Source organism: Stenotrophomonas sp. 1L-E-5-B-C3, from assembly GCF_057292075.1.
In genome coordinates this window covers 107,287-132,487 of sequence record NZ_JBXAWS010000005.1, presented here as the reverse complement: position 1 = coordinate 132,487, position 25,201 = coordinate 107,287, and the positions used below count along the sequence as shown (strand labels likewise).

Annotated in this window: 18 protein-coding genes; 10 read left to right on the top strand and 8 right to left on the bottom strand. The window is 64.0% G+C overall.

The features are described 5' to 3' along the window. Positions 1-20 precede the first annotated feature (20 nt). Positions 21-1,490 (top strand): hypothetical protein, encoded by a 1,470-nt coding sequence (locus AC0Z6F_RS08515; protein WP_485617043.1) that lies wholly within the window; start codon positions 21-23, stop codon positions 1,488-1,490. Positions 1,491-1,583: 93 nt separating this feature from the next. On the opposite strand, the gene AC0Z6F_RS08510 is transcribed toward AC0Z6F_RS08515, so the two are convergent. Further along, positions 1,584-2,327 carry a FadR/GntR family transcriptional regulator gene (locus AC0Z6F_RS08510; protein ID WP_485617042.1) on the bottom strand — a complete coding sequence of 248 codons (744 nt, stop codon included), beginning with the start codon at positions 2,325-2,327 and terminating at the stop codon, positions 1,584-1,586. A gap of 102 nt (positions 2,328-2,429) precedes the next feature. Continuing rightward, positions 2,430-5,321 (bottom strand): TonB-dependent receptor, encoded by a 2,892-nt coding sequence (locus AC0Z6F_RS08505; RefSeq protein ID WP_485617041.1) that lies wholly within the window; start codon positions 5,319-5,321, stop codon positions 2,430-2,432. Positions 5,322-5,685: 364 nt separating this feature from the next. Here AC0Z6F_RS08505 and AC0Z6F_RS08500 point away from each other — a divergent pair, with 364 nt between their 5' ends. From AC0Z6F_RS08500 to AC0Z6F_RS08475, 6 genes are read left to right on the top strand one after another with little or no spacing between them, the layout of a single operon-like run. Beyond that, complete coding sequence (locus AC0Z6F_RS08500; protein WP_448123002.1) at positions 5,686-7,002, top strand: polysaccharide lyase 6 family protein; 1,317 nt, start codon at positions 5,686-5,688, stop codon at positions 7,000-7,002. Continuing rightward, the gene (locus AC0Z6F_RS08495; protein WP_448123003.1) at positions 6,999-9,233 is read left to right on the top strand and encodes an oligoalginate lyase; all 2,235 of its coding nucleotides are present in this window, start codon (positions 6,999-7,001) and stop codon (positions 9,231-9,233) included. Before AC0Z6F_RS08500 ends, AC0Z6F_RS08495 begins: the two co-directional genes overlap by 4 nt. Further along, complete coding sequence (locus tag AC0Z6F_RS08490) at positions 9,230-10,534, top strand: MFS transporter (protein WP_049461096.1); 1,305 nt, start codon at positions 9,230-9,232, stop codon at positions 10,532-10,534. The genes AC0Z6F_RS08495 and AC0Z6F_RS08490 overlap by 4 nt, the downstream gene beginning before the upstream one ends. Before the next feature lie 60 nt (positions 10,535-10,594). Beyond that, positions 10,595-11,347, top strand: a complete 753-nt coding sequence (locus AC0Z6F_RS08485) for an SDR family NAD(P)-dependent oxidoreductase (protein ID WP_049461094.1) — start codon at positions 10,595-10,597, stop codon at positions 11,345-11,347. Between the two features lie 21 nt (positions 11,348-11,368). Beyond that, positions 11,369-12,556 carry a GDSL-type esterase/lipase family protein gene (locus AC0Z6F_RS08480; protein WP_485617040.1) on the top strand — a complete coding sequence of 396 codons (1,188 nt, stop codon included), beginning with the start codon at positions 11,369-11,371 and terminating at the stop codon, positions 12,554-12,556. 10 nt (positions 12,557-12,566) lie between these two features. Next, positions 12,567-13,586, top strand: a complete 1,020-nt coding sequence (locus AC0Z6F_RS08475) for a sugar kinase (RefSeq protein ID WP_012511132.1) — start codon at positions 12,567-12,569, stop codon at positions 13,584-13,586. Between the two features lie 17 nt (positions 13,587-13,603). Here AC0Z6F_RS08475 and AC0Z6F_RS08470 read toward each other — a convergent pair whose 3' ends face one another. The 4 genes from AC0Z6F_RS08470 to AC0Z6F_RS08455 all read right to left on the bottom strand — a co-directional run bounded on the left by AC0Z6F_RS08470 (position 13,604) and on the right by AC0Z6F_RS08455 (position 19,464). Continuing rightward, a complete protein-coding gene (locus AC0Z6F_RS08470; RefSeq protein WP_448123005.1) occupies positions 13,604-14,464 on the bottom strand; it encodes a retropepsin-like aspartic protease in 861 nt (286 codons plus the stop codon). 154 nt (positions 14,465-14,618) lie between these two features. After that, entirely contained in the window at positions 14,619-16,070 is a 1,452-nt protein-coding gene (locus AC0Z6F_RS08465) for a S41 family peptidase (RefSeq protein ID WP_485617039.1), read from the bottom strand. Between the two features lie 87 nt (positions 16,071-16,157). Next, positions 16,158-17,732 (bottom strand): S15 peptidase family protein, encoded by a 1,575-nt coding sequence (locus AC0Z6F_RS08460; RefSeq protein ID WP_153675691.1) that lies wholly within the window; start codon positions 17,730-17,732, stop codon positions 16,158-16,160. Between the two features lie 247 nt (positions 17,733-17,979). After that, on the bottom strand, positions 17,980-19,464 hold the full coding sequence (locus AC0Z6F_RS08455; protein WP_012511136.1) for a S1 family peptidase: 1,485 nt from the start codon (positions 19,462-19,464) through the stop codon (positions 17,980-17,982). An 814-nt stretch (positions 19,465-20,278) separates the two neighbouring features. On the opposite strand from AC0Z6F_RS08455, the gene AC0Z6F_RS08450 reads away from it, so the two are divergent. Further along, positions 20,279-21,019, top strand: coding sequence for a DNA/RNA non-specific endonuclease (locus AC0Z6F_RS08450; RefSeq protein WP_448123008.1), 741 nt, complete (start codon positions 20,279-20,281; stop codon positions 21,017-21,019). A gap of 111 nt (positions 21,020-21,130) precedes the next feature. Beyond that, positions 21,131-21,826 (top strand): HAD family hydrolase, encoded by a 696-nt coding sequence (locus AC0Z6F_RS08445; RefSeq protein ID WP_153675695.1) that lies wholly within the window; start codon positions 21,131-21,133, stop codon positions 21,824-21,826. Positions 21,827-21,833: 7 nt separating this feature from the next. Here AC0Z6F_RS08445 and AC0Z6F_RS08440 read toward each other — a convergent pair whose 3' ends face one another. Next, a complete protein-coding gene (locus AC0Z6F_RS08440) occupies positions 21,834-22,064 on the bottom strand; it encodes a hypothetical protein (RefSeq protein ID WP_485617038.1) in 231 nt (76 codons plus the stop codon). After that, entirely contained in the window at positions 22,061-22,486 is a 426-nt protein-coding gene (locus AC0Z6F_RS08435; RefSeq protein ID WP_006368453.1) for a VOC family protein, read from the bottom strand. The genes AC0Z6F_RS08440 and AC0Z6F_RS08435 overlap by 4 nt, the downstream gene beginning before the upstream one ends. A gap of 237 nt (positions 22,487-22,723) precedes the next feature. Here AC0Z6F_RS08435 and AC0Z6F_RS08430 point away from each other — a divergent pair, with 237 nt between their 5' ends. Further along, a complete protein-coding gene (locus AC0Z6F_RS08430; protein ID WP_485617036.1) occupies positions 22,724-25,201 on the top strand; it encodes an aminotransferase class V-fold PLP-dependent enzyme in 2,478 nt (825 codons plus the stop codon).

Sequence of the window (25,201 nt, the reverse complement as noted above, 5' to 3'; positions counted from 1 at the left end):
GAATGAAGCAAGGAAGCAGCATGGCAAGTCTACTGAAGCTCTACCTGCAGCCACTCAATCTCCCGAAGTGGCCCTTGAGTTACGCCCATGAAGACGTGGCGTTCGCGTTCGCCCAGCCGGTCGTTTCGCCGCTGCCACATCCGCACTCTGTCGACACTCTGCTCGCAGCACTCGACTGTGGCTATGGGAGAATACTCACATTCCTTGGGCTGCCGCCCGGTGCCGTTCCCGCGCCCGGATTTACCAATATGAATCTGACGACCAAAGCTGAGTGGGAACAGCTGGGAACATACATCTACGGCAAGGTCGAATTGTTGGGCGATATCTTTGGCACCCCCGTCCCGCCTGGGCCAGCTTGCGTCAACACGCATTCATTTGTTCGGCAGCTCGAGAAGAACGAGAAGGGCAGCTTCAGCTACTTCCTCGGCATGGTCTATGCCCGGCATGCATTGGAGCAGGCGGTCGTTGCAGCGCCGGTAGTCCCGGGATTCGTGAGTCGCATCCTTCACTTCCACACCGCTCAGGGCGGCCCCATCCAGATCCAGGGCTTGCCATTCCCCCTGGTTGGGGCAGCTACAGATGCCCCCGATTTTCTGGTGCAGTTGGGTAATGGTACATGGGGTTTGATCGAGGCCAAGGGGTCGCTGGGTAAACGGGAAAACAGCACGCTTGCAAAGGCACAGCAACAGGTCGTGCAATACCCGATGGTGAATTTCTCCGTAGGAGGCGGCGCACCTGCGCTTCTTGCCATCAGTTTCTGCGCCATCAGCTACGCCTACGTTGAGAACGGGAATCTGCAGGTCGAGTACATCGATCCCGAGCCGGATCATGACCCTCTGGAAAGGGTGAGACGGGGTGAAGCGTTGGCAAATCCAATTTTCATGCCCGCTGCAGACTGCCTCAGGTTCCTGCAGGCCTGCGGACACTTTGCCAGCCAAGCAGAAGATGGCGGCAAAGCCGAGCGGTACATGCACTGGACGCGCTTCAAGGATGCTCTCTGGTTGGGGTTGCCCAAGGAGATGTGGAGCAGATTCGACAAACTTGTCGCCCTGATGACGCTGTTCGAGGCAGTCTTTGGCAAGAGGTGCGTGAACAACTGCACCCCCTTGATCGCGGGGAGCTCCGTCGACTTCGAAGTTACGTTCACCAAGAGGGCGATCGACCGCCTACACCGCTTGGCCGGTGACGAAGCCTTCCCCTTCCATCAGCACGCATCCGGGGTGCTTGCCAGAGTCGGCGCCTCACGGCGCTCCAATGAGGCGATCAGGCTGGGAGCATTCGCACAGGATGTTGCTGATCCGAAGAACGCCAGCGGGATGATTGCGAATCTCAACGAGCTGCTGCACTCCCTCCGTAGATACTCCTACCTGAAGTTTGGGGATGAGTCTGATCGTCATACCAGATTCCTGTCGAACGGACTGTGCATCGCTGACGACGCAGGGCGACTGTTCCTGGACTCCAATCCACTTCCCGACATCAGAAGGTTCTAGGGCCAACGCGCCCCTAGATCTCGTGCAATTGCCGGCCAGTGACCTGCACTACCGGCTCGCAAGCGCAGTGAAACGCGCGCTCAGGACAGTCGTTCAGATCCGCGTCGTCGCCATGAACCGCTCGCGGTCCTGCTGCGTGCGCCGGCGGATCTCTTCCAGCGCCTGGCTCTCGGTCGCTTCCAGCATCGCTTCGAACAGGCGCTGGAAGTGATGGCGCATCGCATTGCGTGCCGCCACCGGATCACGGGCGCGCAGCGCTTCGAAGATGGCCATGTGCTCGTCGGCTCGGCTGGCGCCATCGTCATGGCAGACCCGCGAATAGACCTCGGTGACGCGCGGCAGTTCGCTGCGCATGCGCCAGATCTGCTGCACGAAGTACTCCACCACCGGATTGCCTGACAGGCGGGCAATGGTCAGATGGAAACGGCGATCGTACTCGCCGGCTTCCTCGTCACTCAGGTCGCGACGGCACAGCGCTTCGGCCAGCACCTGCAGTTCGGCGATGCCGGCATCATCCAGGTTGCTGGCGGCCAGCGCGGCAGCCTCGGCCTCGAACACCGCGCGGGCAGCGGTGAGGTCGAAGGCACTGACATCCGGCAACCCACCCGGAACCTGCGTCGGCCGTGGCTTCACATGCACGCCCGAGCCGATGCGGATGGCGATCCAACCCTGTGCTTCCAGTGCGATCTCGGCCTCGCGGATGGTCACCCGGCTGACGCCGAACCGTTCGGCCAGCTCACGTTCGCCCGGCAGGCGCGAGCCCGGCGGAAATTCGCCGTCCTCGATCAGCTTGCGAAGCTTGGCGGCGATGGTCTGGTAAAGGCGGTTGGCGGACATGCGGCTGACCCTTGGCGATTCCCTCCGGGTCCCTGCCCTGCCACCGCGGCCGGCAAGGGTCCGGTTGGAGCGACGGCGCGACCACTGGCCGCGCCGCCCTGTTCAGAACTTGTATCGTACACCGAAATACGCACGCCGCCCGTAGGTCACCACTTCGCGGAAGTTCCCATAAAGCGGCTGGTAGGCCACGCGCGGCTCGTTGGTCAGGTTCATCAGTTCCAGCGACAGCGACAACTGCTTGCTTACCCGGTAGCGCAGGCGCAGGTCGACGCTGGTGTTGTCGTCGTAGTAGCGGTTCTGCTGAGCGGTATTGCCAGTGAAGTCCTGGTAATAGTGCGAGCGGAATTTGCCGATGGCCTGGATATTGAAGCGCCCAACGTCCCAGTAGATCGAACCGGACAGCACGTGCCGCGAGAAGCCGCTCAGACCCGCCGGTGGCACGATGGCCGGAATGATCGTGCCATCACTGGCCAGCTGCTCGCCCAGCCGCGAATCCTGGGTCTGGTAGTCGGCATCGGCGTAGTTGTAGCTGACCTTGAAGCCCAGCCCGTCGAACGGCTTGGGCAGGTACGACAGTCGATGGGTAGCGCTCAGTTCGAAGCCGGTCAGCGTGCTGTCCTCGTCGGTGGTCACCTGCTGCCGCACCGGCACGGTCACGCTCTGGCCATCGATGGTGTAGGTCTCCGGTACCAGCGCCGTGGCGGTGCCGCCGTTGAACTGTTTCCAGTACACCGCACCGGCCAGCAGAGTGTCCGGGTTCGGGTACCACTCCAGCGACAGGTCACCGTTCCAGGACATCAGCGGCTGTGCCGCGGGGTTACCGCTGGCGCTGATGTCGTCCAGCGCATCGGCCAGATTGCCATAGGTGGCATCGCTGCTGACGTTGATGGTGCGCCCTGCGCCCAGCGCGGCGATATCCGGCCGCGACATCGCGCGGTAGGCGCCGACCCGCAGCAACAGGTCCGGCCGCAGTTCGAAAGCCGCGTTCAGGCTGGGCAGCAGCTTGTCGTTGCCAGCCTTGAACACCTGGGTGCTGTAGTCGCCGGTGGGCTGCAGACGGATCGTACCGTCTCCGTTGTCTTCAATGCGCAGGCCGGTACGCACCCCTTCGGAACGCACATCGGTCTTCACCCAGCGCAGGCCAAGGTTGCCGGTCACCGGCAGCCCAAACAGCGTGCTGCTGAACTCGCCCATCAGGTAGAGCGCGCGGGTCTTCTCGGTGATATCGACATTGTTCGGATCCCGGAAACCCGGATCCAGCCCGCTGTCGAGGCTGCCGCGGAACGACTGGTACAGGCAGTTCGGATCGAAGTACGCCCACGAGGAGATCGTGTTGCCGCTGGCGGCATCCATGAAGTCATCCTGCGGGAAGGGTGCACGGCAGGCCTGGTTGGCGGCGATGATCTTCGCTTTGTCGGCCGCCACGCGCTGGTCGTAGTCGGTTACCAGGGTGTTGTCGCGCAGGCGGTAGTCGGCCTGGCTGGCGCGCACGCCGCCCTTGATGCGGGTGAAGAAACCGGACTCCGGCATGAAGCTGGCATCGAAGCGGCCGGCCTTGATCTTGTGGTCATTCTCGGTGGCGCTGGAGGTCACCCGGGCCGCCCCCGTGTAGGCGTCCCAGTTGTTGGGGTCGAAGTTCGGCGCCAGGCCAACACTGGGCACTTCGCCGTGCCAGTCCCAGTCATAGTCCACGTAGCCGGTGGCACCACTGCTGATACCGGGCACGACGGCATTGTTGACGTCGCGCTGGTTGGCGCGCAGGCGGGTCATGCGCTCGCTGTCGAGACGATTGGTGTGCGAGTAGGAAAGATCGGTAGACAGCTCCCAGGCCGGGGTCGGGCGCAGGATCAGGTTCAGGCCACCCCCGGTGTATTCCTCGCCACGCCAGTAGCGGTTGGAGGTGGAATCAATCGAGGTGCTGCCGTGCAGGTGGCGCACGATACCGTCTTCGTCAACCTCGCGCTGGGTGATGCCGCGTCGTGCGTTGGACAGGCTCAGATCGCTGCGGTTCTCATACCAGTTGCGCTCGGTGTGCTCGAAATCGAGGTTCACTTCAACCACATCATTTGGCCGCCACTGCAGTGCGGCGAACTCGCTCTGTCGGTCGTTGCGCTCCTGCTTGAGCCGGTAGATGCGGCTGCTCGGCACCAGGTAGTACGGCGCGCCGTTGGCGATGGCCTGGGCGGACACTTCGTTGCAGTTGGCATTGCCCACGTTCTGCGTGCCATCGCAGGCATACCAGGTGGAACCGCTGGTAATGCTCTCTTCCGGATCGGTGCCGTCCAGGCGCTGGAAGCCCAGCGAGATGCCCAGCTTCTGCCCGTTGCCGAACTCGAACTGATCGATGTAGCTGGCGGTGCCGCGATAGCCGATGCCGTCCTTGTCACGGTACTTGCTGTCGTACTCCGCCCAGCTGCCGCGAAGGTCCAGCTGCGCTGCACGCTTGCCGTACTCCAGTGGGCGCACTGTTTCCAGGCCGATGGTGCCGGCCACGCCGCCTTCGATGATGTCGGCGCGCTGGGTCTTGTAGATGGCCACCGTGTTGATCAGCTCGGCCGGGAACATGTTGAAGTTCACCGAGCGGTCGCCGCTGCCGTTGGTGATCTCGCGGCCATTGAAGTTGGTGCTGCTGAGGAAGGCGCCCAGGCCCCGGATGGAGATCTCCGAGGCGCCGGTCTTGTCGCGGGTCGAGGCGGCGCCGGTCAAGGTCTCGATCGCATCGGCCAGCGACGGTGCCGGCAGGTCGCCGATGTCATCGGCCGAGAGCACGTCGGCGATGACCGTGTCGTCGCGCTTCTTGTTGATCGAACTCTGCATTGATTCGCGGATGCCGGTGACCTGCACCTGGTCCAGCGTGGTCGGATCCTGCCCTGACGCGTCCTTGCTGGACTGCGCCTGGGCCGCGGGCATGCCCGCCAGCACGGCAAGCAGCGCCACGATCAGGGGTGTGGGGGACAACGAGATGCTGTGCACTGCTCCGGCGGGTCGCCGCATGGTTTCCTCCTCCCAAAGGATCGCCTGCATGCCAGGCGTGGGATGCAGCTTCGGCACGACGACATGAAAATGTCAACCAATTGGTATGCAATTTCTCAAATGCCTTTTATCTATACCACTTGGCCGCCATTTAATGTGCTTTTGCAGCATGACTTTGCGCCAACTCTGGCTTACAAAGGACCCCGAAGTGGTATGCAAGTCCACCCTGAAACGACGGCACGGCCGCCTCTGGAAGGAATTCATGCGCATTCGCTCGACTCACCAACCAGGATCCAGTTATTTCATCGCGACGTGCCTGACCACTGGTCTGGCACTCTGCCTGACCACTCAGCCAGCGTCTGCGGCAAGCTGGCTGGTTCACGACATGGCCGAATTTGCGACGGCTTCGGCATCCCTGCAGCCAGGGGATGAAATCGTGCTGGCGGATGGCACCTGGACCGACGCCCGCCTCCTGCTGAAAGGCCAAGGAACGGACGCAGCACCGATCGTGCTGCGTGCGCAGACTCCGGGCAACGTGATCCTCAGCGGGCGCTCCGACCTGCGCTTGGCCGGCCGCTACCTGCAGGTGTTCAATCTGGTGTTCCGCAACGGCTACGCACCCGGCGATGCGGTGGTAGCGTTCCGCGAGTCGAGCAAGGCCGTCGCCAGCAACAGTCGCGTCACCGGCCTGGTGATCGACGACTACACCAACCCCGATGCCAGCGACCAGGACTACTGGGTTTCCTTCTATGGCAGCCACAACCGCCTCGACCACAGCCAGCTGCGCGGCAAGACCAATGCCGGGCCGACCGTGGTGGTGGTGCGCGATGCCACCCAGGGCCTGGACAACCAGCACCGTATCGACCACAACTGGTTCGGGCCGCGCCCGGCGCTGGGCGTCAACGGTGGCGAAACGATCCGCGTTGGCACCAGCGATACCTCACTGAGCGACTCCAACAGCACCGTAGAGAACAACTGGTTCGAAGGCTGCGACGGCGAGACCGAGATCATCAGCAACAAGTCCGGCGGCAATACCTACCGCGGCAACGTGTTCTACCGCTCGGCTGGCGCGCTCACGCTGCGCCATGGCAACGGCAACCGCGTGATCGACAATGTCTTCCTCGGCGATGACAAGGCCGGCACCGGTGGCGTGCGCATCATCAATGCCGACCAGACCGTCAGCAACAACTACTTCGAACGACTGGCCGGCTCCAGCAACCGTTCCGCGCTGGCGGTGATGGACGCGCAGGCCGATCCGCCGCTGTCCGGCTACGCGCCGGTGGTGAATGCCACGATCAGCCGCAATACCTTCGTGGATGTGGCGAAGATCAGTTTCGGCGTGGGCCATGACGAGGCCAAGGGCATCGTGGTGGCCGCGAGCAACAGTCGCTTCACCGGCAACCTGATCGTCAACCGCACCAGCAGGAACCCGCCCAACGCCGCCAGTTCGCTGGCCGGCATCAGCTTCAGCGGCAACGTGCAGTCACCGCAGGCCAGCCCGGTGTTTCCCGGCGGTGTCGAAGGCCGCACGATCACCCTGCAGCAGTCCGCCAACGACTTATGGGTACCCGCGCCCGCCCTGCCCACTGCCGGCGCCGATCCCGGCCTCGCGATGACCGCGCGCGAGGCGACCGGCGTGGACTGGTATCCCAAGGTGGGCGAGGTTGCCCTGTCACGCACCAGCACCGGAGTTGATCGATGAGGTTGCAACCGTTGTCCGTTTCCCTGGTCCTGGCCCTGGCCGTTCCGTTCGTCCTGCTGCCTGCTGCACCGCTGCTGGCCGCTCCGGCCACTGCCGCGCGCCAGGCGGACGCGGCACCAGTGCTGGTGACCGCAGCGCAGTGGCAGCGGATGGCCAGCGAAGGCGGCCGCTACCCGTGGTTCGCCAAGGAACAGGCGCGCACGGAAAAATCGCTGAAGAAGATGATGAAGGCCGGCATCGACGTGCCGGTACCGAAGGACAAGGGCGGCGGCCGCACCCATGAACAGCACAAGCGCAACTACCAGGCCCTGATGGCGGCCGGCACCCTGTACCGGCTGACCGGCGACAAGGTCTATGTCGACTACGCGCGCGACATGCTGCTGCAGTACGCCAGGCTCTACCCCACCCTGGGCCCGCACCCCGAAGGCCGCGGACAGATTCCAGGCCGCGTGTTCTGGCAGGTGCTCAACGATTCGGTGTGGCTGGTCAACGCCATCCAGGGCTACGACGCGATCCGCGACGCGCTGTCCGCCGAGGACCGCGACACCATCGAATCGAAGGTGTTCCGGCCGATGGCTGAGTTCCTCGTCAGCGAGCCGAAGAACTACGACCAGATCCACAACCACGCCACCTGGGCGGTGGCCGCCACTGGCATGACCGGCTACGTGCTGCGCGACCCTGAGCTGGTGGAGAAATCGTTGCGCGGCAGCCAGAAGAACGATCAGTTCGGCTTCCTTCGCCAGATCGACCTGCTGTTCTCGCCCGATGGCTATTACGAGGAAGGCCCGTACTACCAGCGCTACGCACTGGCACCGTTCCTGCTGTTCGCCAACGCCATCGAACGCAACGAGCCGCAGCGCAGGATCTTCGCGCGCCGCGACGGCGTGCTGCTGAAGGCCGTGGATGTGCTGGTGCAGTCCAGCTATGACGGCCTGTTCTTCCCGATCAACGATGCCATCCTGGACAAGGGCATCGATACCGAGGAACTGGTGGCCGGTATCGGCATTGCCTATGCGCGCACCGGTGACGACCGCCTGTTGTCGGTGGCCCAGCAGCAGAAACGCCTGCTGTTGTCCCCCGAGGGACTACAGGTGGCGCAAGCACTGGCCGCCAACAAGGCCAAGCCCTTCGATTACCGTCCGATGCTGCTGCGCGATGGCCCGGACGGCGACCGCGGTGGCCTGGCGATCCTGCGCATGAACGGCGAACGTGGCCAGGCGCTGGTGCAGAAGGACACGATGCAGGGCATGGGCCATGGCCACTTCGACAAACTCAACTGGCTGTTCTACGACAACGGCAATCCGGTGGTGACTGACTACGGCGCTGCCCGCTTCCTCAACGTGGAAGCCAAGCGGGGTGGCATCTACCTGGCCGAGAACCGCAGCTGGGCCAAGCAGACCGTGGCCCACAACACCCTGGTAGTGGACGAGCAGAGCCATTTCAAGGGCGACTGGAAGCGCGGCGAGGAACATGCCCCGCAGGTGCGTTTCTTCCAGGCCGACACCGATACCCAGATCGCCTCGGCAACGATGCGCGACGCCTACCCTGGCGTAGTGTTCACCCGCACCCAGGCACTGCTGCGCCACCCCGGGCTGGGCCTGCCGGTGGTACTGGATCTGCTGCAGGTACACGGCGACAAGACTGCGCGCTACGACCTGCCGCTGCATTTCAACGGCCACATCGTCACCACCGGTTTCGAAGCCGAGCACTTCAGCAGCCAGCGCCCGGTGCTGGGCAAGGACAACGGCTACCAGCACCTGTGGCTGGATGCACGCAGCTCGCCCGGCAGCGAACCGCGTTCCCTGGCGTGGCTGCTGGATGGGCGCTTCTACACCTACCGCTTCGGCAGCAGTGCGCCTGCGCAGGCGCTGCTGGTGGAAAGCGGTGCCAACGATCCGGAATTCAACCTGCGCCGTGAACCGGCCCTGCTGCAACGCGTGGACGGCCAGAAGGACGTCACGTTCTTCAGCGTGCTGGAGCCGCATGGCGAGTACAACGGCACCGCCGAGTACGTGCACGGTGCGGACAGCCGCATCAAGGACATCGTGCGCAGCCGGGGCAGCGATGCAGAGGTGATCGAACTGCGCCTGGCCAGCGGTGCACGCATCGCCCTCGGCGTGGCCGACGACAGCAGCGCCAAGGGCGAACACAGCGTGACCGTGGACGGCCATGCCTACCGCTGGAGCGGCAGCCATGCACGCATGGACCGCAGCAAGGGTGACGGAAAATGAACGGCCCTGCCGTGGTGGCCAACCTGCGCAAGGTGCCGGTGCGTTCAGCAGTGCGCTGGTTGATCGTGGGCCTGATCGCCGTCGCTACGGTCATCAACTACATCGACCGCAATGCACTGGCGGTGATGTGGCCGGAAATCGCCAGGGAAGTAGGCGCGACCAAGGACGACTATGCCCTGCTGGTAACGGTGTTCATGCTGTTCTACGCCGCCGGCCAGTTCCTGTTCGGCCGCCTGTTCGACATGATCGGCACGCGCCTGGGGTTCGCCCTGTCGATCAGCGTGTGGTCGATCTCGATCGCGCTGCACTCGATCACCCATTCGATGCTCTCCTTCAGCCTGGTAAGGGCGATGCTCGGCATCAGCGAAGCGGGTGCGTGGCCCGGCGCGGTCAAGGCCAATGCCGAGTGGTTCCCTGCGCGCGAACGCGCGTTGGCGCAGGGCGTGTTCAACGCGGGTGCGTCGATCGGCGCGATCGTCTCCGCACCCGCCATCGCCGGCCTCTATCTGTGGCTGGGCTGGCGCGGCACCTTCGTGCTGGTCGGTGCGATCGGCTTCCTGTGGCTGCTGCCGTGGCTGTTTGTCTACCGCGCCGGGCCGGACAAGCATCCGTGGGTGAGCGATGCCGAGCGCCGGCTGATCCAGCAAGACCAGGCCGGGCAGCAGACAGAGGCGGCGCCCAAAGCCAGCGTGCGCGAGCTGCTGGCCCATCGCCAGAGCTGGGGCATGCTCGCCTGCCGCTTCCTGCTGGATCCTATCTGGTGGCTGTTCGTGTCCTGGCTGCCGATCTATCTCGCTGAAACCTTCGGCTTCGACATCAAGCAGATCGGCCTGTTCGCCTGGGTACCCTTCGTCGGCGCGATGCTGGGCAGCCTCAGTGGCGGCTGGCTGTCGGGTCGCATGATCCGCGCCGGACACAGCGTGGACCGCGCCCGCAAGCTGGCCATCACCCTGGGGTGCGTGATCATGGCCCCTGCCCTGCTGGGTGCTGTGCTGGCCAACCAGCCGCTGCTGGCGGTGCTGGCGATCGCTGCGGTGCTGTTCGGCTTCCAGGTAGCCATCGGCAACATCCAGACCCTGCCCGGCGACCTGTTCGACGGCCGTTCGGTGGGCACGCTGGCAGGCCTGGGTGGCCTGGCGGCGGTCGCCGGCACCTTGATCACCACCTGGCTGGTGCCGGTGCTGACCCGCCACTCCTACGCCCCGATCTTCATCCTCGTTGCCGCGCTGGTGCCGCTGTCGCTGGCTGCGCTGTGGTGGTGGACCGGACCTATCCAGAAGCTCGACCGTCGCGGCGGCTGAGCCTGGGTCTCCTTCTTTTCCAAGTACATCCATTCCCCCGCAAACCAAGGAGTTTTCCGCATGTCGTTCCAGGACAAGGTGGCCATTGTCACCGGTGGTGGCCGCGATATCGGCCGCGCCGTTTCGATCAAACTGGCTGCCGCCGGTGCACGCGTCTGCATCAACTACGCCCATGATGAAGCCAGTGCCCAGGAAACGCTGGCACAGATCCAGGCGGCCGGTGGCCAGGCCATCGTGCATCGCGCCGACGTCACCGATGCCGCCGCCGTGGCCGGCCTGGTCGCTGCGGTACAGGCCGCGTTCGGCGAGCGTATCGACCTGCTGGTGAACGTGGCCGGTGGCATGGTGCAGCGTCGGCCGCTGGCCGACATCGACCCGGCGTTCTTCCACGCCGTGATGGACCTGAATCTGACCTCGACCTACCTGACCACGCACGCGGTGGTGCCACACATGCGCGACGGCGCAGCCATCGTCAACTTCGCCTCGCAGGCAGGTCGTGATGGCGGCGGCCCGGGCGCATCGATCTACGCCACCGCCAAGGCGGCAGTAATGACCTTCACCCGTGCCATGGCCAAGGAGCTGGGGCCGAAGGGCATCCGCGTGAATGCATTGTGCTGCGGCATGATCGCCACCCGTTTCCATGACGAGTTCACCAAGCCGGAAGTACGCACGGCCGTTGCTGGCGCTACCCCGCTGCGCCGCCAAGGGGCACCGGACGAAGCCGCCGACGCTGCCGTATTCCTGGCCTCGGATGCGGCGGCGTTCATCACCGGTGCGAATCTGGACGTCAACGGCGGCACCTACTTCTCCTGACACCTGACCGGACTCCTGCCCATGCAGCGCTGGACACTTCTGTTTTCATTGACGCTCTGCTCCGCCATGACGGCGCCCGCTGTGTGGGCCGCACCCGTGTGGGTCACTGCCTGGACGGCCGCGCCCGCGCCCGACCGCAAGGACGGAACGTCCGATGCGCCGGTACAGTTCGCCGCACAGACCGTGCGCCAGGACATGCGTATCGGCAGCCGTGGCGATGCGCTGCGGCTGCGCATCAGCAACGAGCTCGGCACGGCGCCCTTGCGGGTCGAGGACCTGCGCGTGGGAGTGAAGAACGGCAAGGCCGCACCGCTGCCGGTAACGGTAGATGGCCGCGCGGTCATCGAGGTGCCGGTCGGAGCCGCGCTGCTGAGCGACCCGGTGCGGATGCCGGTGGCGGCGCTGCAGGAGATCAGCGTAACGGCCTACTTCCCGCAGCCTACCCATCCCGCCGTGCGCCGCACCGAAGTGCGGGTAGCGGACGGCAGGCAGACATCGGTTGCCGACAGCGTGCGGCTGAGCTACCAGCAGAACGTGTTCTCGGCCGTGATGGTGCAGCGCGCTGATCGTCCCCAGGTGATCGTGGCACTCGGCGATTCCATCACGGAAGGCGCCACCGCACGCCGCGGCACCTTCAACCAGTGGCCGGAGCGGTTGGCGCAGCGCCTGCAGCAGGCCTGCCCGAACCGGTTCGTGGTACTCAACCAGGGCATCAGCGGCAACAAGCTGCTTGACCATGGCCGCAGCCACAGTGCGCTGTCACGATTGGATCGCGATGTGATCGCGGTGGCCGATGCCGATCAGGTCATCCTGTTCGAGGGCATCAATGACATCCGCCACGGTGGTGACACGCAGCCGCTGCCTGGACGCAGTGCGGCGGACATGCTGCTGGGCTATCAGCAGGTTGCAGCGCGACTGCATGCGCACGGCATCCGCGCCTGGCTGGGTACGTTGACCCCATTCGGTGGTTCCGAGCGCTACGAGCCCGTGTCCGCAGCGACCCGCACCTCGATCAACCAGTGGGCACGCGGTGGGAAGACCGGGTTCGATGGCATCATCGATTTCGATGCCGCGCTGCGTGACCCGAAGGCCGTGGAATCGTTGCCCAACGACATCACCCGCGACCACCTGCACCCCAATGACGAAGGCTACCGGCGCATGGCCGATGCCATCGATCTGCGCATGCTGGGCTGCACCCCCACCGAATGAGAGAGAACCGATGAGCCGCGTCGTTTGTTTCGGTGAACTGCTGCTGCGCCTTGGCGCACCCGGTCGTGAACTGCTGCTGCAGACACCGCAGCTGCAGGTCCACGTGGGGGGCGCCGAGGCCAATGTGGCGGTCTCACTGGCCTGTTTCGGCCACGATGTGCAGATGGTCAGTACGGTGCCCGGCAACGCGCTGGGCCGGCATGCCGTGGCCGAGCTGCGGCGGCATGGTGTGGGCGTGGCAGGTCTGCGTGAAGTCGACCGAGACCGCATGGGCCTGTATTTCCTGGCCACCGGCGCGCTGCAGCGCGCCAGTGAAGTGGTGTATGACCGGGCAGGTTCGGCATTCGCCAACACTGCACTTGCCGACCATGACTGGCCAACGCTGTTGCGTGATGCGCAGTGGCTGCACCTTTCCGGCGTCAGTCCGGCGCTGGGCGCCAATGTGGCCGAATCCGTCTTGAGCGCTGCACGGGCCGCACGCAGGTCAGGCGTGCGTGTGTCCTTCGACGGCAACTACCGACCTTCGCTCTGGCAGCGTTGGGGCGGCAACGCCGCCGCCATCCTGCGGGAGCTGTTCGCCGAAGCGGATATCGTCTTTGCCGATCATCGCGATATTGAACTGGTGCTGGGACTGCGCTTCGCTCAGGACACCCCCATCGCGCGCACGTCGGCCGCTGCAGCGGCCGCGTTTGCCGCGTTCCCGCAGCTGCAGTGGCTGGCCTGCACCCAGCGCGAGCTGGTCAGTGCCGACCATCACGTACTGGGCGCACTGCTGCTGGGGCGCGACGGCACCCGCGCACAGGCACCCTCGCGACCACTGCCCGGCATCGTTGACAGGATTGGTGGCGGCGATGCATTTGCGGCCGGCATCCTGCATGGCCTGGTGTCTGGGTTCGATGCAGAGAGCACCGTCCGTTTCGGTCTGGCCGCAGGCGCATTGAAGCACTCCATTCCCGGGGACTTCAGTCCCGTGCGCGAGGCCGAGGTCCGGGCGCTGCTGGAGAGCGAGCAGTTCGACGTCCGGCGCTGATCGGACCGGTAGCCCGATTACTCTGCAGTCCGCGCCGCAGTGCCCTGATTGAGCCGAAGGTAGACGCTGCCGGTGCGGGTATCGAGCAGGAGATTGAACTGCTGCAGCGCCTCGCTGCCAAGAATTCCTTCACCGCCGGAGCCATCGTCATCAAGGGTGATCGAGGCCTTGGCATCTTTCAGCTGCAGGCTTGAAATGGTCGCCACAGGCACGCGCACGTCCACCGCCCTGATCCTGCGGCCCGCGCTGCCGCTGAACTGTGATGTTCCCAACCGCTCCGGGAACGCCGCCTGCAGATCATGGGTAGCACCGAATGCATAGGCCAGATCGATGCTGCCATTGCTGCCCGTGTCCAGTGCAAGCCAAGGCATGAAGGTACGACTGCCGTTGCTGAGCGCTACCTGGATGGCCGGGGTATTGTCGATCCAGCGCACGTTGGCCCTGACATACCCGACGAGTTCGGGAAGATCGTCATGCACGCGCAGCACGCTGCGGTCGGAGTCGATCTCCAGAACCCTTCCCAGGAAGAAGGTCCAGCCCAGCACCGCATCGAAGGGTCTCCCCTGGTAGTCGATCACTACGGCTCCCATCGGTCGTCGCATGGCGCCGACCTGGACGGAGTTATGCGTGCTGTAGTCGAGAAACGTCACTCCGTCGGAGCCGGTATTCTCGCTCTGGTCGTCAATGACCAGCTTTGCATCCTGTTGAACGTGCTTGGCAACCGCCAGCGCCGATGCGCCGGTATCGATGAGGAAGCGAAGCGGGCGCGAACCGTTGATTGAGCCTTCAACGTAGATCCGATGGTCTTTGTCCAGTTCGAAGGGAATCTCGGTGACCGCAGCGCTGGCCGTGAGCGGCCCCAGCAGGATCAGCACCATGCATCGGAATGCTGCGCGAGGAATTGCATGCATTGAGAGGCTCCTTCCCAAAGCGTGGCGCAGCGGGCGCTGTGCCCATCGCAGCTTGGATGCAGATGCCGATGAAAAGGTTTAACGCTCCTGTGCAGTTGATTACCGAGCCGTCAGGCCCGGATCATTTGCCCGATATCCATGCTTCCAGTGCCGCAGTGTCTCTCATGTCGCCCTCATACCGGCGATGGGGAACGTGCGGTTGATTCGAACCACGCACCCGTCCCCGAAAAACCTTCATCGGCACCGAGATCCTGGCCAGCCCGCTGGGCAGCCGTTCCGGCCGTACATCCATGTAAAGGCTGTCGGCCGAGGTCTCCACGCCTACCTGCTCCGCACCCAGCTGCTTCCACAGGTCCAGTGCATCCAGGCAGGCCGAGCCACACGAGGCATCGGCCAGTACCACTACCCTGCCGCTGCGCGTTGATCCGGCACGGACCGGCTTCGATGCCTCACCTGCCGGGATGCTGGAAGGGTCGTGCCACAGCGCCTCCCCTCTCTCAGCTGCCTGCACCATTCCCGACGTCACGGTTTCCAGCATGCGCAGCAGCTCGGGCGATGCGTCGGGCGCCTGCTTCAACTTCTGCAGGAACCCGCGCAGCTGCGCGATGTTGGCATCGGAGGTCCGCCATTCGACCCAGCTGTGGTCAGGCAGCGCATCCACGGCATCGCGGCCCCAGATCAACCGCGCCAGCTCGATGCTCCAATGCGAAGCACCGCCACTGTTGCCACGTACGTCGAGCACCACCAGCGGCGCCTGCTGCAGTGCTTCGGCTTTCAGCGAAAGCTGTTCAAGCAGGCCGGTCAGTTGCCTGAAATTCTGCTCGGTCGGGTCGGCGTTGAAGCTGCTGGTAATGATCCAGTAGCCGCCATCGGGCATCGTATGCCAGCCGTTGGCCGGGCGGAAACTGCGGCGGGTGTCGGCCAGGCGCTCCTTGCGCTGTGCTGCCTGCAGCGGCTGCCACCGCAGCGCATAGGCCTTCTCATGCCCACCCACTCCGAACATGCAGGTGTGCAGCGTAGTCACGAACGGATTGCCCTGGTCCAGCATCACTTCGCCACCGGTCAGGATGCGGCTGGCCTGCAGGTTCCAGCGCCCGCTGAAGTCACCCACCCGGCGTGCAGCCAGTGTTTGTGCATCACTGCCATCACACGACAGCAACCGTGCCCCCAGCGGCGGATGGCCCGGGCCACCGTCCACGGTCATGACCACCTGCCTGTCGCCGTCGAAGCCGGTCAGGAAGCCGGGCCAACGCGTTGGCAGCTCGGGCGCGCCGGCAAGTGCATTCAGGCTGACATGGCCATCATTGAACGCCGCCGCATAGCCCTTCATCGCCCACCAGTACCCGGCGAAACTGCCGACCTTGCCGGTGCGTGAGCGTGCAAGCGCCAACGCATCGTCCAGCTGCGCAACGAAACCGGGATTCTGCCGGTCAACCATGCCTGGATGACTGCCGCGCATGGCCGCGTCGGCGGCATCCAGATCCTTCATCAGCGTGGCCGACCAGTCGGTCGGCGCATCCTGCGCGCTCGGTGCAGCAAGCAGCGCACCGATCAGCAGCCCTGCGATGGTCATCGATTCAACCCTACCCTGGATCAATCTGCAGTCTGGCAGCTTTCCCGCATGCTGTGCCGCGCCCGCCGCAACGGGCGCGGCACCCCATCAATGCAGCGGCACCTTCAGTACCGAAGGTGCGTTGGCGGGCGAACTGAAGGTCACCGCACCACCCAGCTGGCTGATGCCGGCATAGCGCAGATCCACCGTATCGACCACCAGGGTCAGGCGGCTGCCGGCCGGAATGTTCCAGCTGCTTGCTTCGAGGCGCAGGTCGAGCGTCTTCGGCTGGCCCGGCGTGGCACCACGCAGCGTGTAGGGCTTGTGGCTGATCAGCTGGCCATTGCCCAGCACATCTTCCGCATACAGGTAGGCATACAGCGTGGTGTTGGCGCGGCTGGGGGTGACGGTCACGCGCACTTCGGGGGCACCATCCAGGCGCCGGGCGCTCCAGTAGATCGGCCCCTGCCAGACACCGGCGGCATTGCGTCCCACGAACGGCACATAGGCCCCCGGTGGCAGATTGATCATCTGCAGCGCGCCAGACGCCATCGCGATGCCGGAGTTGGCCGCCGTCAGCAGGCCACTGCCGATGCGATAGTTCCAGCCCGTGGTACGCCCGTTCTCTGCCAGGCCACCAGTGGGCAGCAGCAACCCGCCCGGTGCGGTCAGCCCGTAGCTGACGGCGCCACTGTTGGTGGCCTGCCAGTCCGGATAGCGGCCCCAGCTGCCCTTCTGCGACTTCAACTGCACTGCCGCCTGGCGCTCGATCCCATTGGGCGTGCCTTTCAGGTAGTGATCGAACCACGCCCCCACCTGGTCATAGACCTCATTGGGAATTCCCAGCGCACCGAAGGCCTCGTTGAGTGCGTGGTCGCCGTGGCGCAGCTGCAGCTGCTTGGGGCCCTTCAGGCGATTGAAGAAATCCACCAGCTGGCCCGGCGGGAACAGGCTGTCGTTGAACGCGTTGGCCAGGAAAACGGCTGGCTGGTTGGCGTTGATCTCGTCGATGCTGGCGCCGGGGCTGCGCTGGGCCGCAACCGGCAACAGCGAATCCACCGCACCCTGGTAGTTGCCCAGCAGCACGCTGCGGTTGATGGTGGCCAGCTCCGCACCTGGGCGCCCCGTGGCCAGCCCGGCTGCCACCAGCAGGGCGATGCCCTGTGCGCTGGGGGTGTCGTTGCTGTACAGCGACGCCTGCAGGTCGGCCCAACCGCTCAGGGCCGCCACGGCCTTGATGCGCGGATCGCGCGCCGCCGCCAGCAGGCTGGTGCCGGCGCCGTAGGAGATGCCGGAGACGCCGATCCGCGCCGGATCAGCCCGGGTGTTGTCCAGCGCCCAGTCGATCAGGGCGCTGACATCTTCGACAGTGGCCGGCCCGGCAATGTCGATGGCGCCGCCCGATTCCCAGAATCCGCGCGAACTGTAGCTGATGACCACGTAGCCACGTCGCGCCAATGACTGTGCCACGCCCACATATTCGACGCTCGGAACTGCCCAGCTGCTGGGCATCACCAGCAGCGGATAGCGACCGCTGCCTGCGTCCTGCGGTTCGATGACGAAGGCCCCGAGAGGGGTTCCATCCCAGCTGGGAATGGTGCGGTGGGTGGTCTTGACCGTGGCCGCCCAGGCGGTGGGCGCCAGCCCGGTCAGCAGGATCAACAGCAGCAATACCTTGCGCATCGTCGTCTGTCCCCGTCGGTTGTGATGCAACGGGTTGGACCGTACCAGTGCGAATGGTGGGTGGCACCTTGCGACGCAACATGACGCATCGCGGCTTCACGCGGATCGAGACTGTGACGCTCCTTCTCACTTAAGGATGGATGGACGTCAACATGCCTCATTCCCCATCAGTGGGGGTGAGACACGGCGGCGCAACGGCGACTTTCAACAGGCCCTTCCAGCTGAGTGAACGCAGCGCATGCCAACATCAGAAGACAGAGCAATTGACCTTGTGTTCCACCGCTGAAGTTTCCAGACCGGACGCATCCTTGAGCGAGCTCTGCAGAATGGCGGTAATGGGTGGGCTATCCCACCAGAGTCCTTCGATGAGCGCACAGGACCAGGCGTACACAAATGGCGTCTGGGTCTTCTCAGGGAAGTCGAAGGACCACGTTCCGCATGGCTGCGACGGAAGGCAGTTGACAGAGGTGATGGAGAGCGTCAGCGGAAACTTGGGTTTACCCCGAAAGTCGATCTCCACGGGAATGTTCGATGCATAGCGCCCTGACACTTCGTCGATTTTCTCGATATCGAACGATTCGGTGAGTACCGTCAGACCCAGGGACGAGATGCGCTCGATGGGCATGTAGAACAGATCATTCCTGTAAGCCGTTCCCGGGTCGCCGCGCCCGTGGATGATGCCGACCGCTGCGTTCCCTACGAACACCGGGCCACCGCTGTCGCCTCCTACTGACATCGCATCGCCTGTCGTGCTAGTGGCGCGGATGTAATTTCCGATCGCATTATTATGGTTCGAGTGCGAATTCTTGTCGATGATCGTGCCGCACATGTAGCTGCCGGCATATCCGCTCTTGCAGACTGACGCGCCCACTGGAAGAGAAGTGGATGGCAGGGTGCTGGTAATGTCCAGTGTCGGAGTCGGCCCGGCAACCAGTTCGATCTGATTCTTCTGGGCATGGCGTGCGCCCGAACTCGGCTCTTTGTGCCACTGTACATCGTAGTCCCCTTGATTGTTCTCGGACTGGAATACAAGTGGTGAAGAAAGGCCAACGTAGGTTGCCACGTTGTCGCAGTGACCGGCAGTTGTAATGCCAAGATCGTTATCGGCATCGAAGACGTTGAAGCCAGTGGTGCAGCGTTGGGGAGACCCATTGATCCGGTGCCCTCCGGAAATGGTGGTGGTCTCCACAAAGCCGGTGGTGGGCAATAGCTCGACGAAGTCAACTGCGCGCAGTAGACGCCACATTGCACGGGTTGCTCTGTCAACATCCTTGACGTGGAATGTGACCATGGATCGCTTGATGTCGATGCCCGACATAAACTCGATGCCTGCGGAGCGCAACTGTGCGTCTCCTTCGTCTTGCACCGCGTGCATCATCTCCATTGATTGAGGGGCGATCACAGCTGTATAGCGTGAATCCGTCGTGAAACTTCGCAGGGTCTGTATCGGCGTGGAAGTGAGTTTCACCACTACGCGGAAGTCAGGCACATGCTCGATGTAAAGACCCGCAAACGTCTCAGGATGCAGGGCCTGTAACTGTCTTTCGAGCTGCCCCGCCCTCATCGTAGCCGTTTGTCGCTGGGCCGCTTCCCTTTCTGTCACGCCATAGGCGCGCGAATAGGAGTAGATCGTTGGATCGATATCGCCGGGTTTGGCAGACACCGAAAAGCCCAGTGTCGTCAGAAGCAATCCCACCAGCCCACGCATCTTCCTCCAGCGTTGCTTGTGCATCGTCCGCTCCTCTTTTCTCGAAACGTGGAACATCATCATCGCGCCCGTGCTGTTGGGCCGAAGTTCACGCAATGAAGGTGATTGGATATGTCAACGCGACTCGTCGACCAACACGACGCGGATGAGTGCATTTGCACTCATGGACAATTGCGAAGATAGGGTTGTGCAGGTTGTCCAATGAGCGGATTCGCATCGTCGACAGAGGCTCAATGGAGCTCGACCCGACGATGTTATCGGCCGGATGGGACCGAGCACTCGGCCTGATGCCGCCCTTGGGTGAGAGACGCTGAAGGGGATCAGGCCAAAGCCACCCAAGATGGCGGCCACCGGCGCTGCGTACGACGCGGCCTTCGAACTGCGCATATGTCCAAGCTCCTTCCCTGTATGCACCTGGCCCGCTTTGCGCGGCCCATCGGTGCTGGCAGCCCGACTTCCCCAGCCGCAGCTTAGCCTGGCCACCTGAATAGAAATGCGACCTTAATCCCAGATTGGTGATGGCTCAAATCTGGCGGGGGAAGGGCACAGCCTGCACGTTGCGAGGCGCGTCTGCAGTAGCATGCGCTCGTTTCAGTCTCCGCCTCCTGATCTGACACATCTCCAGTGCTTGCGGGCGGTCACAGCTTCGCCTTTTCGTCGTTGACCGAAAGGCGACAGCTTGTGACGCTTACGACACCGCAGGGCCTGCACGGCCCGACCCGTGCGGCCAGGTCCTACCGCAATCCGCAGCACCCGACTCCGCAACGTCTCCACATGACCTCGCCCCGGCATGGTCGTGGCGGACGGCTGCGCCCTGAACTTCTGCTGGAGAACCGCAATGCGCCTTGCAAGCTTCTTCTTCGCGTTCGTCCTCAGCGCCTTCGCTGGCGCTGCCCAGGCCCAGGTCGTTACCCTCAACAAGGGCGGCTTCGTGCTCACCTACGACTGCAGCATCCACAGTGCCACCCGCTACGAGTACACGCTCACCGCCGACACCGGCTCCGCCGCGCGCCCGTCCAGCTTCTACAAAGACCCGGACCTGCCGGCCGGCTGCCTCGGCCAGAACAGCACCGCGTCGTATGCCAGCATCCGCAGCGGCTATGACCGCGGTCATCTGGTGACCTCCAACCACATGGACTACAACGCGACCTACATCCGTCGCGCCAACTACATGACCAACATCGTTCCGCAGGTGTCCAGCTTCAACCAGGGCATCTGGGTGAAGGCCGAAAACGTGGCCGAGTGCTACCGCGACATCGCGCCGGTGGATGTCTACGGCGGCGTAGTCTATGGCGATGCCTCCAACGATTACTTCCTGGCCAGCCACGGTATTCCCACGCCGGAGTTCTTCTGGAAAACGATCATCACCCGAGACCCCAATACCGGCACCGCCAAGGCAATCAGCTGGATCATCCCCAATGAAGCCAACCTCGGCAGCCTGGACAACTATCTGGTGACCATCGCCGACCTGGAAGAGCTGCTCGGTACCAGCTACGTGGCGATCAACGCACCGGCTTCGCTCAAGAACATGCTGCCGGCCACCACCTGGCCGCAGCCGGCTGGCTGCGATCTCGGCTGAGCATCCTGATGCAGGGGTGCGGGGCGCCCGGCATGGCCACGGGTGCCCCGCTTGCGCGGCTGTGGGAAAATGACGGGTGATTGCCCCGCCGCATTGCCCCAGGAGCTGTAGATGTCCCGTTTCCCCTTCGATGCCGTGCTGTTCGACTGCGATGGTGTACTGGTCGATTCCGAGCCGCTGGTAGCCCGCGTGCTCTCGGAGATGCTGACCGAGCGCGGCTGGCCGCTGACCCCGGCGCAGGCCGGTGAGGTGTTCCTGGGCCAGTCCGTGGCCCACCTGGCCGGACTGATCGAAGAACGCACCGGCAAGCCGTTCACCGAGGAATGGCTGGAAGCATTCCGCCAGCAGCGCAACCGGGCACTGGAACGCGACCTGGTTGCGATCCAGGGTGCGCCCGAGGCCGTGCGTGCGATCGCCGCCGCCACCGGCGGGAGGATCGCCTGCGCGTCCGGTGCGGACCTGCACAAGGTGAAGCTGCAACTGGGCAAGGTCGGCCTCCTTGATGCCTTCGGTGCCCACGTGTTCAGCGGCCAGGACATGCCGCACACCAAACCGCATCCGGATGTCTATCTGGCCGCAGCCGCTGCGCTGGGCGTGGACCCGAAGCGTTGCGCGGTGATCGAAGACACCGTGACCGGCGCAACGGCCGGTGTGGCCGCTGGCGCTACCGTATTCGGTTTCAGCGAAGGCGGTCCGCACCACAGTACGCCGGAGGCCCTGCGTGCCGCGGGCGCGCAGGTGATCTTCCAGCGCATGGAAGACCTGCCCGCCCTGCTTGCCGCCCATGCGGTCGACGCAGTCGCCTGATCCGCTCTCAGCCCGCAGCGCCCAGCCAGGCGCTGCGGCGCTTGCCTGCGTAATGCAGGGCAAACAGATACAGGCCGGTCAACAGCTGCAGGAACAAGGGTGGCAGTGGCGCATAGGTAATCCACGCCGATGGCTCGCCCTGCCCCATCGCGCGCGCCACGAAATTGGCGACCACGGCCAGTGTGAACACAATCGATGTCCAGCGGTGCACAGGCCGTGCCCAGTGGCCGCGATTCATTGCTGGCGCCTCGCCTCGGACCGCGCTTCGATCATTTTCCAGCCATTGCCGGATGGATCACGGAATCCCGCATCCACCGCACCATAGCGTTCGATCGGTTCCTGGGTGAACTCAACGCCCTTGGCCAGCCATTCCACATGGCGCGCCCGGCAGTTCTCCACCGCCAGCACCAGCGGTGGCATCGCGCCCTTGGCCACCAGCTGCTGCAGCGCCAGAGCCGTAGCCGCGTCATGGGTGGGCGGGCCTGGCACGAACAGACCCAGCTGGAAACCGTCCTGGCCGGGGCTGCGTACGGTAAGCCAGCGATAGCTGCCATTGCGTACGTCGGTATGCACCTCAAAGCCAAGCGTGTCGACGTAGAACGCAAGCGCTTCATCTTGGTCGCGCACATATAGGCCGACCGTGTTCACAGTGTTTGTCATGGGACCTCCCTCAGGTGCGGTCCACGTTAGCAATCCGTTGCCGGCAGCGCTTCTCCAAAACTGCGGTATCGGCCGGCGACCGTCCCCATGAATGCGGGAATGCGTGATAGTACGCATTTTCCAGAAATATTAAGTGCGCATTATGTGATATCAATCACTCAAAGCGTTTCAGCAGGCGTGCGATAAGGGCCGCGACTCCCCACCCCGCTGCACTTCTGCACCTCCCTGGAGCGCGCCATGCAGGATGTCTCGCCGCACCAATGCAAGGTGGTATCCGAACGAAACTGGTCGCTCAGCACCTTCATGGAATTCTATGAGCGCGTGCTGAGCCCACGAATATTCCGTCCTTACGGAAAACTGCTGGCGCAGGAGATCGCTGCGGACATCCGTGCCGCACCGGGTGCTACCGACATCCTGGAGGTCGCCTGCGGAACAGGGGTAATAACGGCCAACCTGTACCAGGACCTGACCAAGCCGCTGGGCCTCAATCTGGTCGCCACGGACCTGTCGGCGATCGCGGTGGACGTGGCCCGGAGCGTATTGAGCGCCGAGCTTCAACATGACGTCCCACTGCTTTCCGACGTCGACATGGCCGAGCTGCCCTTCGCGGACAACAGCTTCGACATCATCGTGTGTGGTTTCGGCTTGATGTTCCCTCCCGACAAGGCCAGGGTTGCCCGCGAATTCAGGCGCGTACTTCGCCCAGGAGGCAGGGTCTATGCTACGGCGTTCCACTACAACCAGTTGTTTGAACTGGCACGCCAGCAGTCGCAGAGGCACTTTGGCATGCCATCGCGACTGATGGATGCGGCCCTGAGCCTGACCGATCCGTCCCCCATCACGCGCGCCTTCGCGATCGAGGGGCTGGATCGCAGCGACGGCGAATGCGCCGCGCTGCGCCCGCTCGCGTTCTCGCTTGGCGAAGCTGATGTCCGCGAGTTCCTCTTCAACGCGTGCATCCTGCTGGAGGAGTTCAATCAGTGCGATACCCCCAGCCGGGAACGCCACCTCGATGCGATGATGGAGGCGATCCATGTACAGGTCCCAGACCAGTGCTATCGGGTGGAGGCCTGGCTGATAAGCGGCAGGATGGATCCGACGGGTGTGGCCCTGCCAACGGTCATTCCGCCCGCTGATTTCCGGCCCTTGCTCGAGTTCCGCAACCTCTCGCGCCTGACGACGTCGCCGTGCCCTGTGGGCTCGCAAGCTCCATCCTGCGCGCAGGCCGTGGCAGCCTTCCACGATGCCAGGGTGCAGTTCCTCGCCGACCATCCCGCTTATCCCGAGCACCAGGTCGAGACAATGCGCCAGCATGAGTACGCGCGGCTGGATGAGCAACAAGTGACCTACCTGGATCATGTTGGCGGAACGCTGCCACCTGACAGCCTGCTTGAGCAGGACTACCAGGCGCTCAAGAAGACCATTCTCGGTAATCCGCACAGCGGATCGAAGGCGTCCCATGCTGCCTACCAGAAGGCCTGCGATGAGATCTACGCCTTCTTCGGATGCACGTCGGAGGAGTACGAGATCATCTTTACCGCCAATGCCAGCAGTGCGATTCGGCTGGTGGCCGAATCATTCCCCTTCCAGCAGGGTTCGCAGCTACTGCTGACCAAGGACAACCACACATCGGTGCATGGCTTGCGGGAGTACGCCACCTCAAAGGGGGCGATGGTGAAGTACATCCCCCTGGACGATGACCTGCTGCTGCATGACGGGCTGATGGAGCGTGCGTTGCAACGGCTCCAGCGCGGTGCGCCGCACCTGCTGGCATTCCCGGCGCAGTCCAATGCGACCGGCGTCCGCCACGATCTGGCGTGGATCGGGAAGGCCCAGCAGCAGGGCGCGTGGGTGCTGTGTGATGCGGCGGCCTGGGTTCCGCAATCACGGCTGGACTGCACGATCCATCGTCCCGACTTTGTCGTAGCGTCCTTCTACAAGATCTTCGGCTACCCCACCGGCGCAGGTTGCCTGCTCGCCCGGCGGGCCGCCCTCGGCATGCTAAAGCCACCCTCCTTCGCGGGCGGAGGCGTCTGCTACTACTCGGGACCGTGGTCGCCCACCGATCGCCTGCTCTACCGCGACGCCGGCCAGCGTTTCGAAGTGGGCACGCCCAACTATGCGGCCTTCCCGGCGATCGCCAGAGGCTTCGAGTTCATCGCCGCGATGGGCGGCGTAGAAGCGCTGGCCAAGCGCTCAAGCGCCCTGGCGGCGTGGACAGACACGCGATTGTCATCCCTTCGCCACCGCATCAAGGGTGACCTGCCGCTGTGCCGGATCTATGGGCCGCCTCCCGCGCTAAAGGGCGCAACACTGATGCTGAACTTCTTCGACTGCTATGGCTCGATCATGCCGCACGCACGCATCAAGCGCGCCGCAGAGCGTTTCGGCATAACCCTGCGCAACGGCTGTTTCTGCAACCTCGGTGCCGTGCAGCAGGCGACCTACGCGACGGCAGGCGCCGAACACTGCGAACTGGACAAGACCGGAAAGATCCTCGACTGCAAGACCTTCGACGAGAAGATCCTCGAGAAGGGAGATTGTGGCGCGGTCAGGATTTCATTCGGGCTCGGATCCAATTTCGCCGACGCCTACCGCTTCTGCCTGTTCGCCAGCTGCCTGCTGGATACTGATGTTTCCGGGCTGGAGGACCCGGCAGAGGAGACGCCAGCGGAGACGGCGGACACGCTGATCGCCGGCACCGTGCCAGCCTGA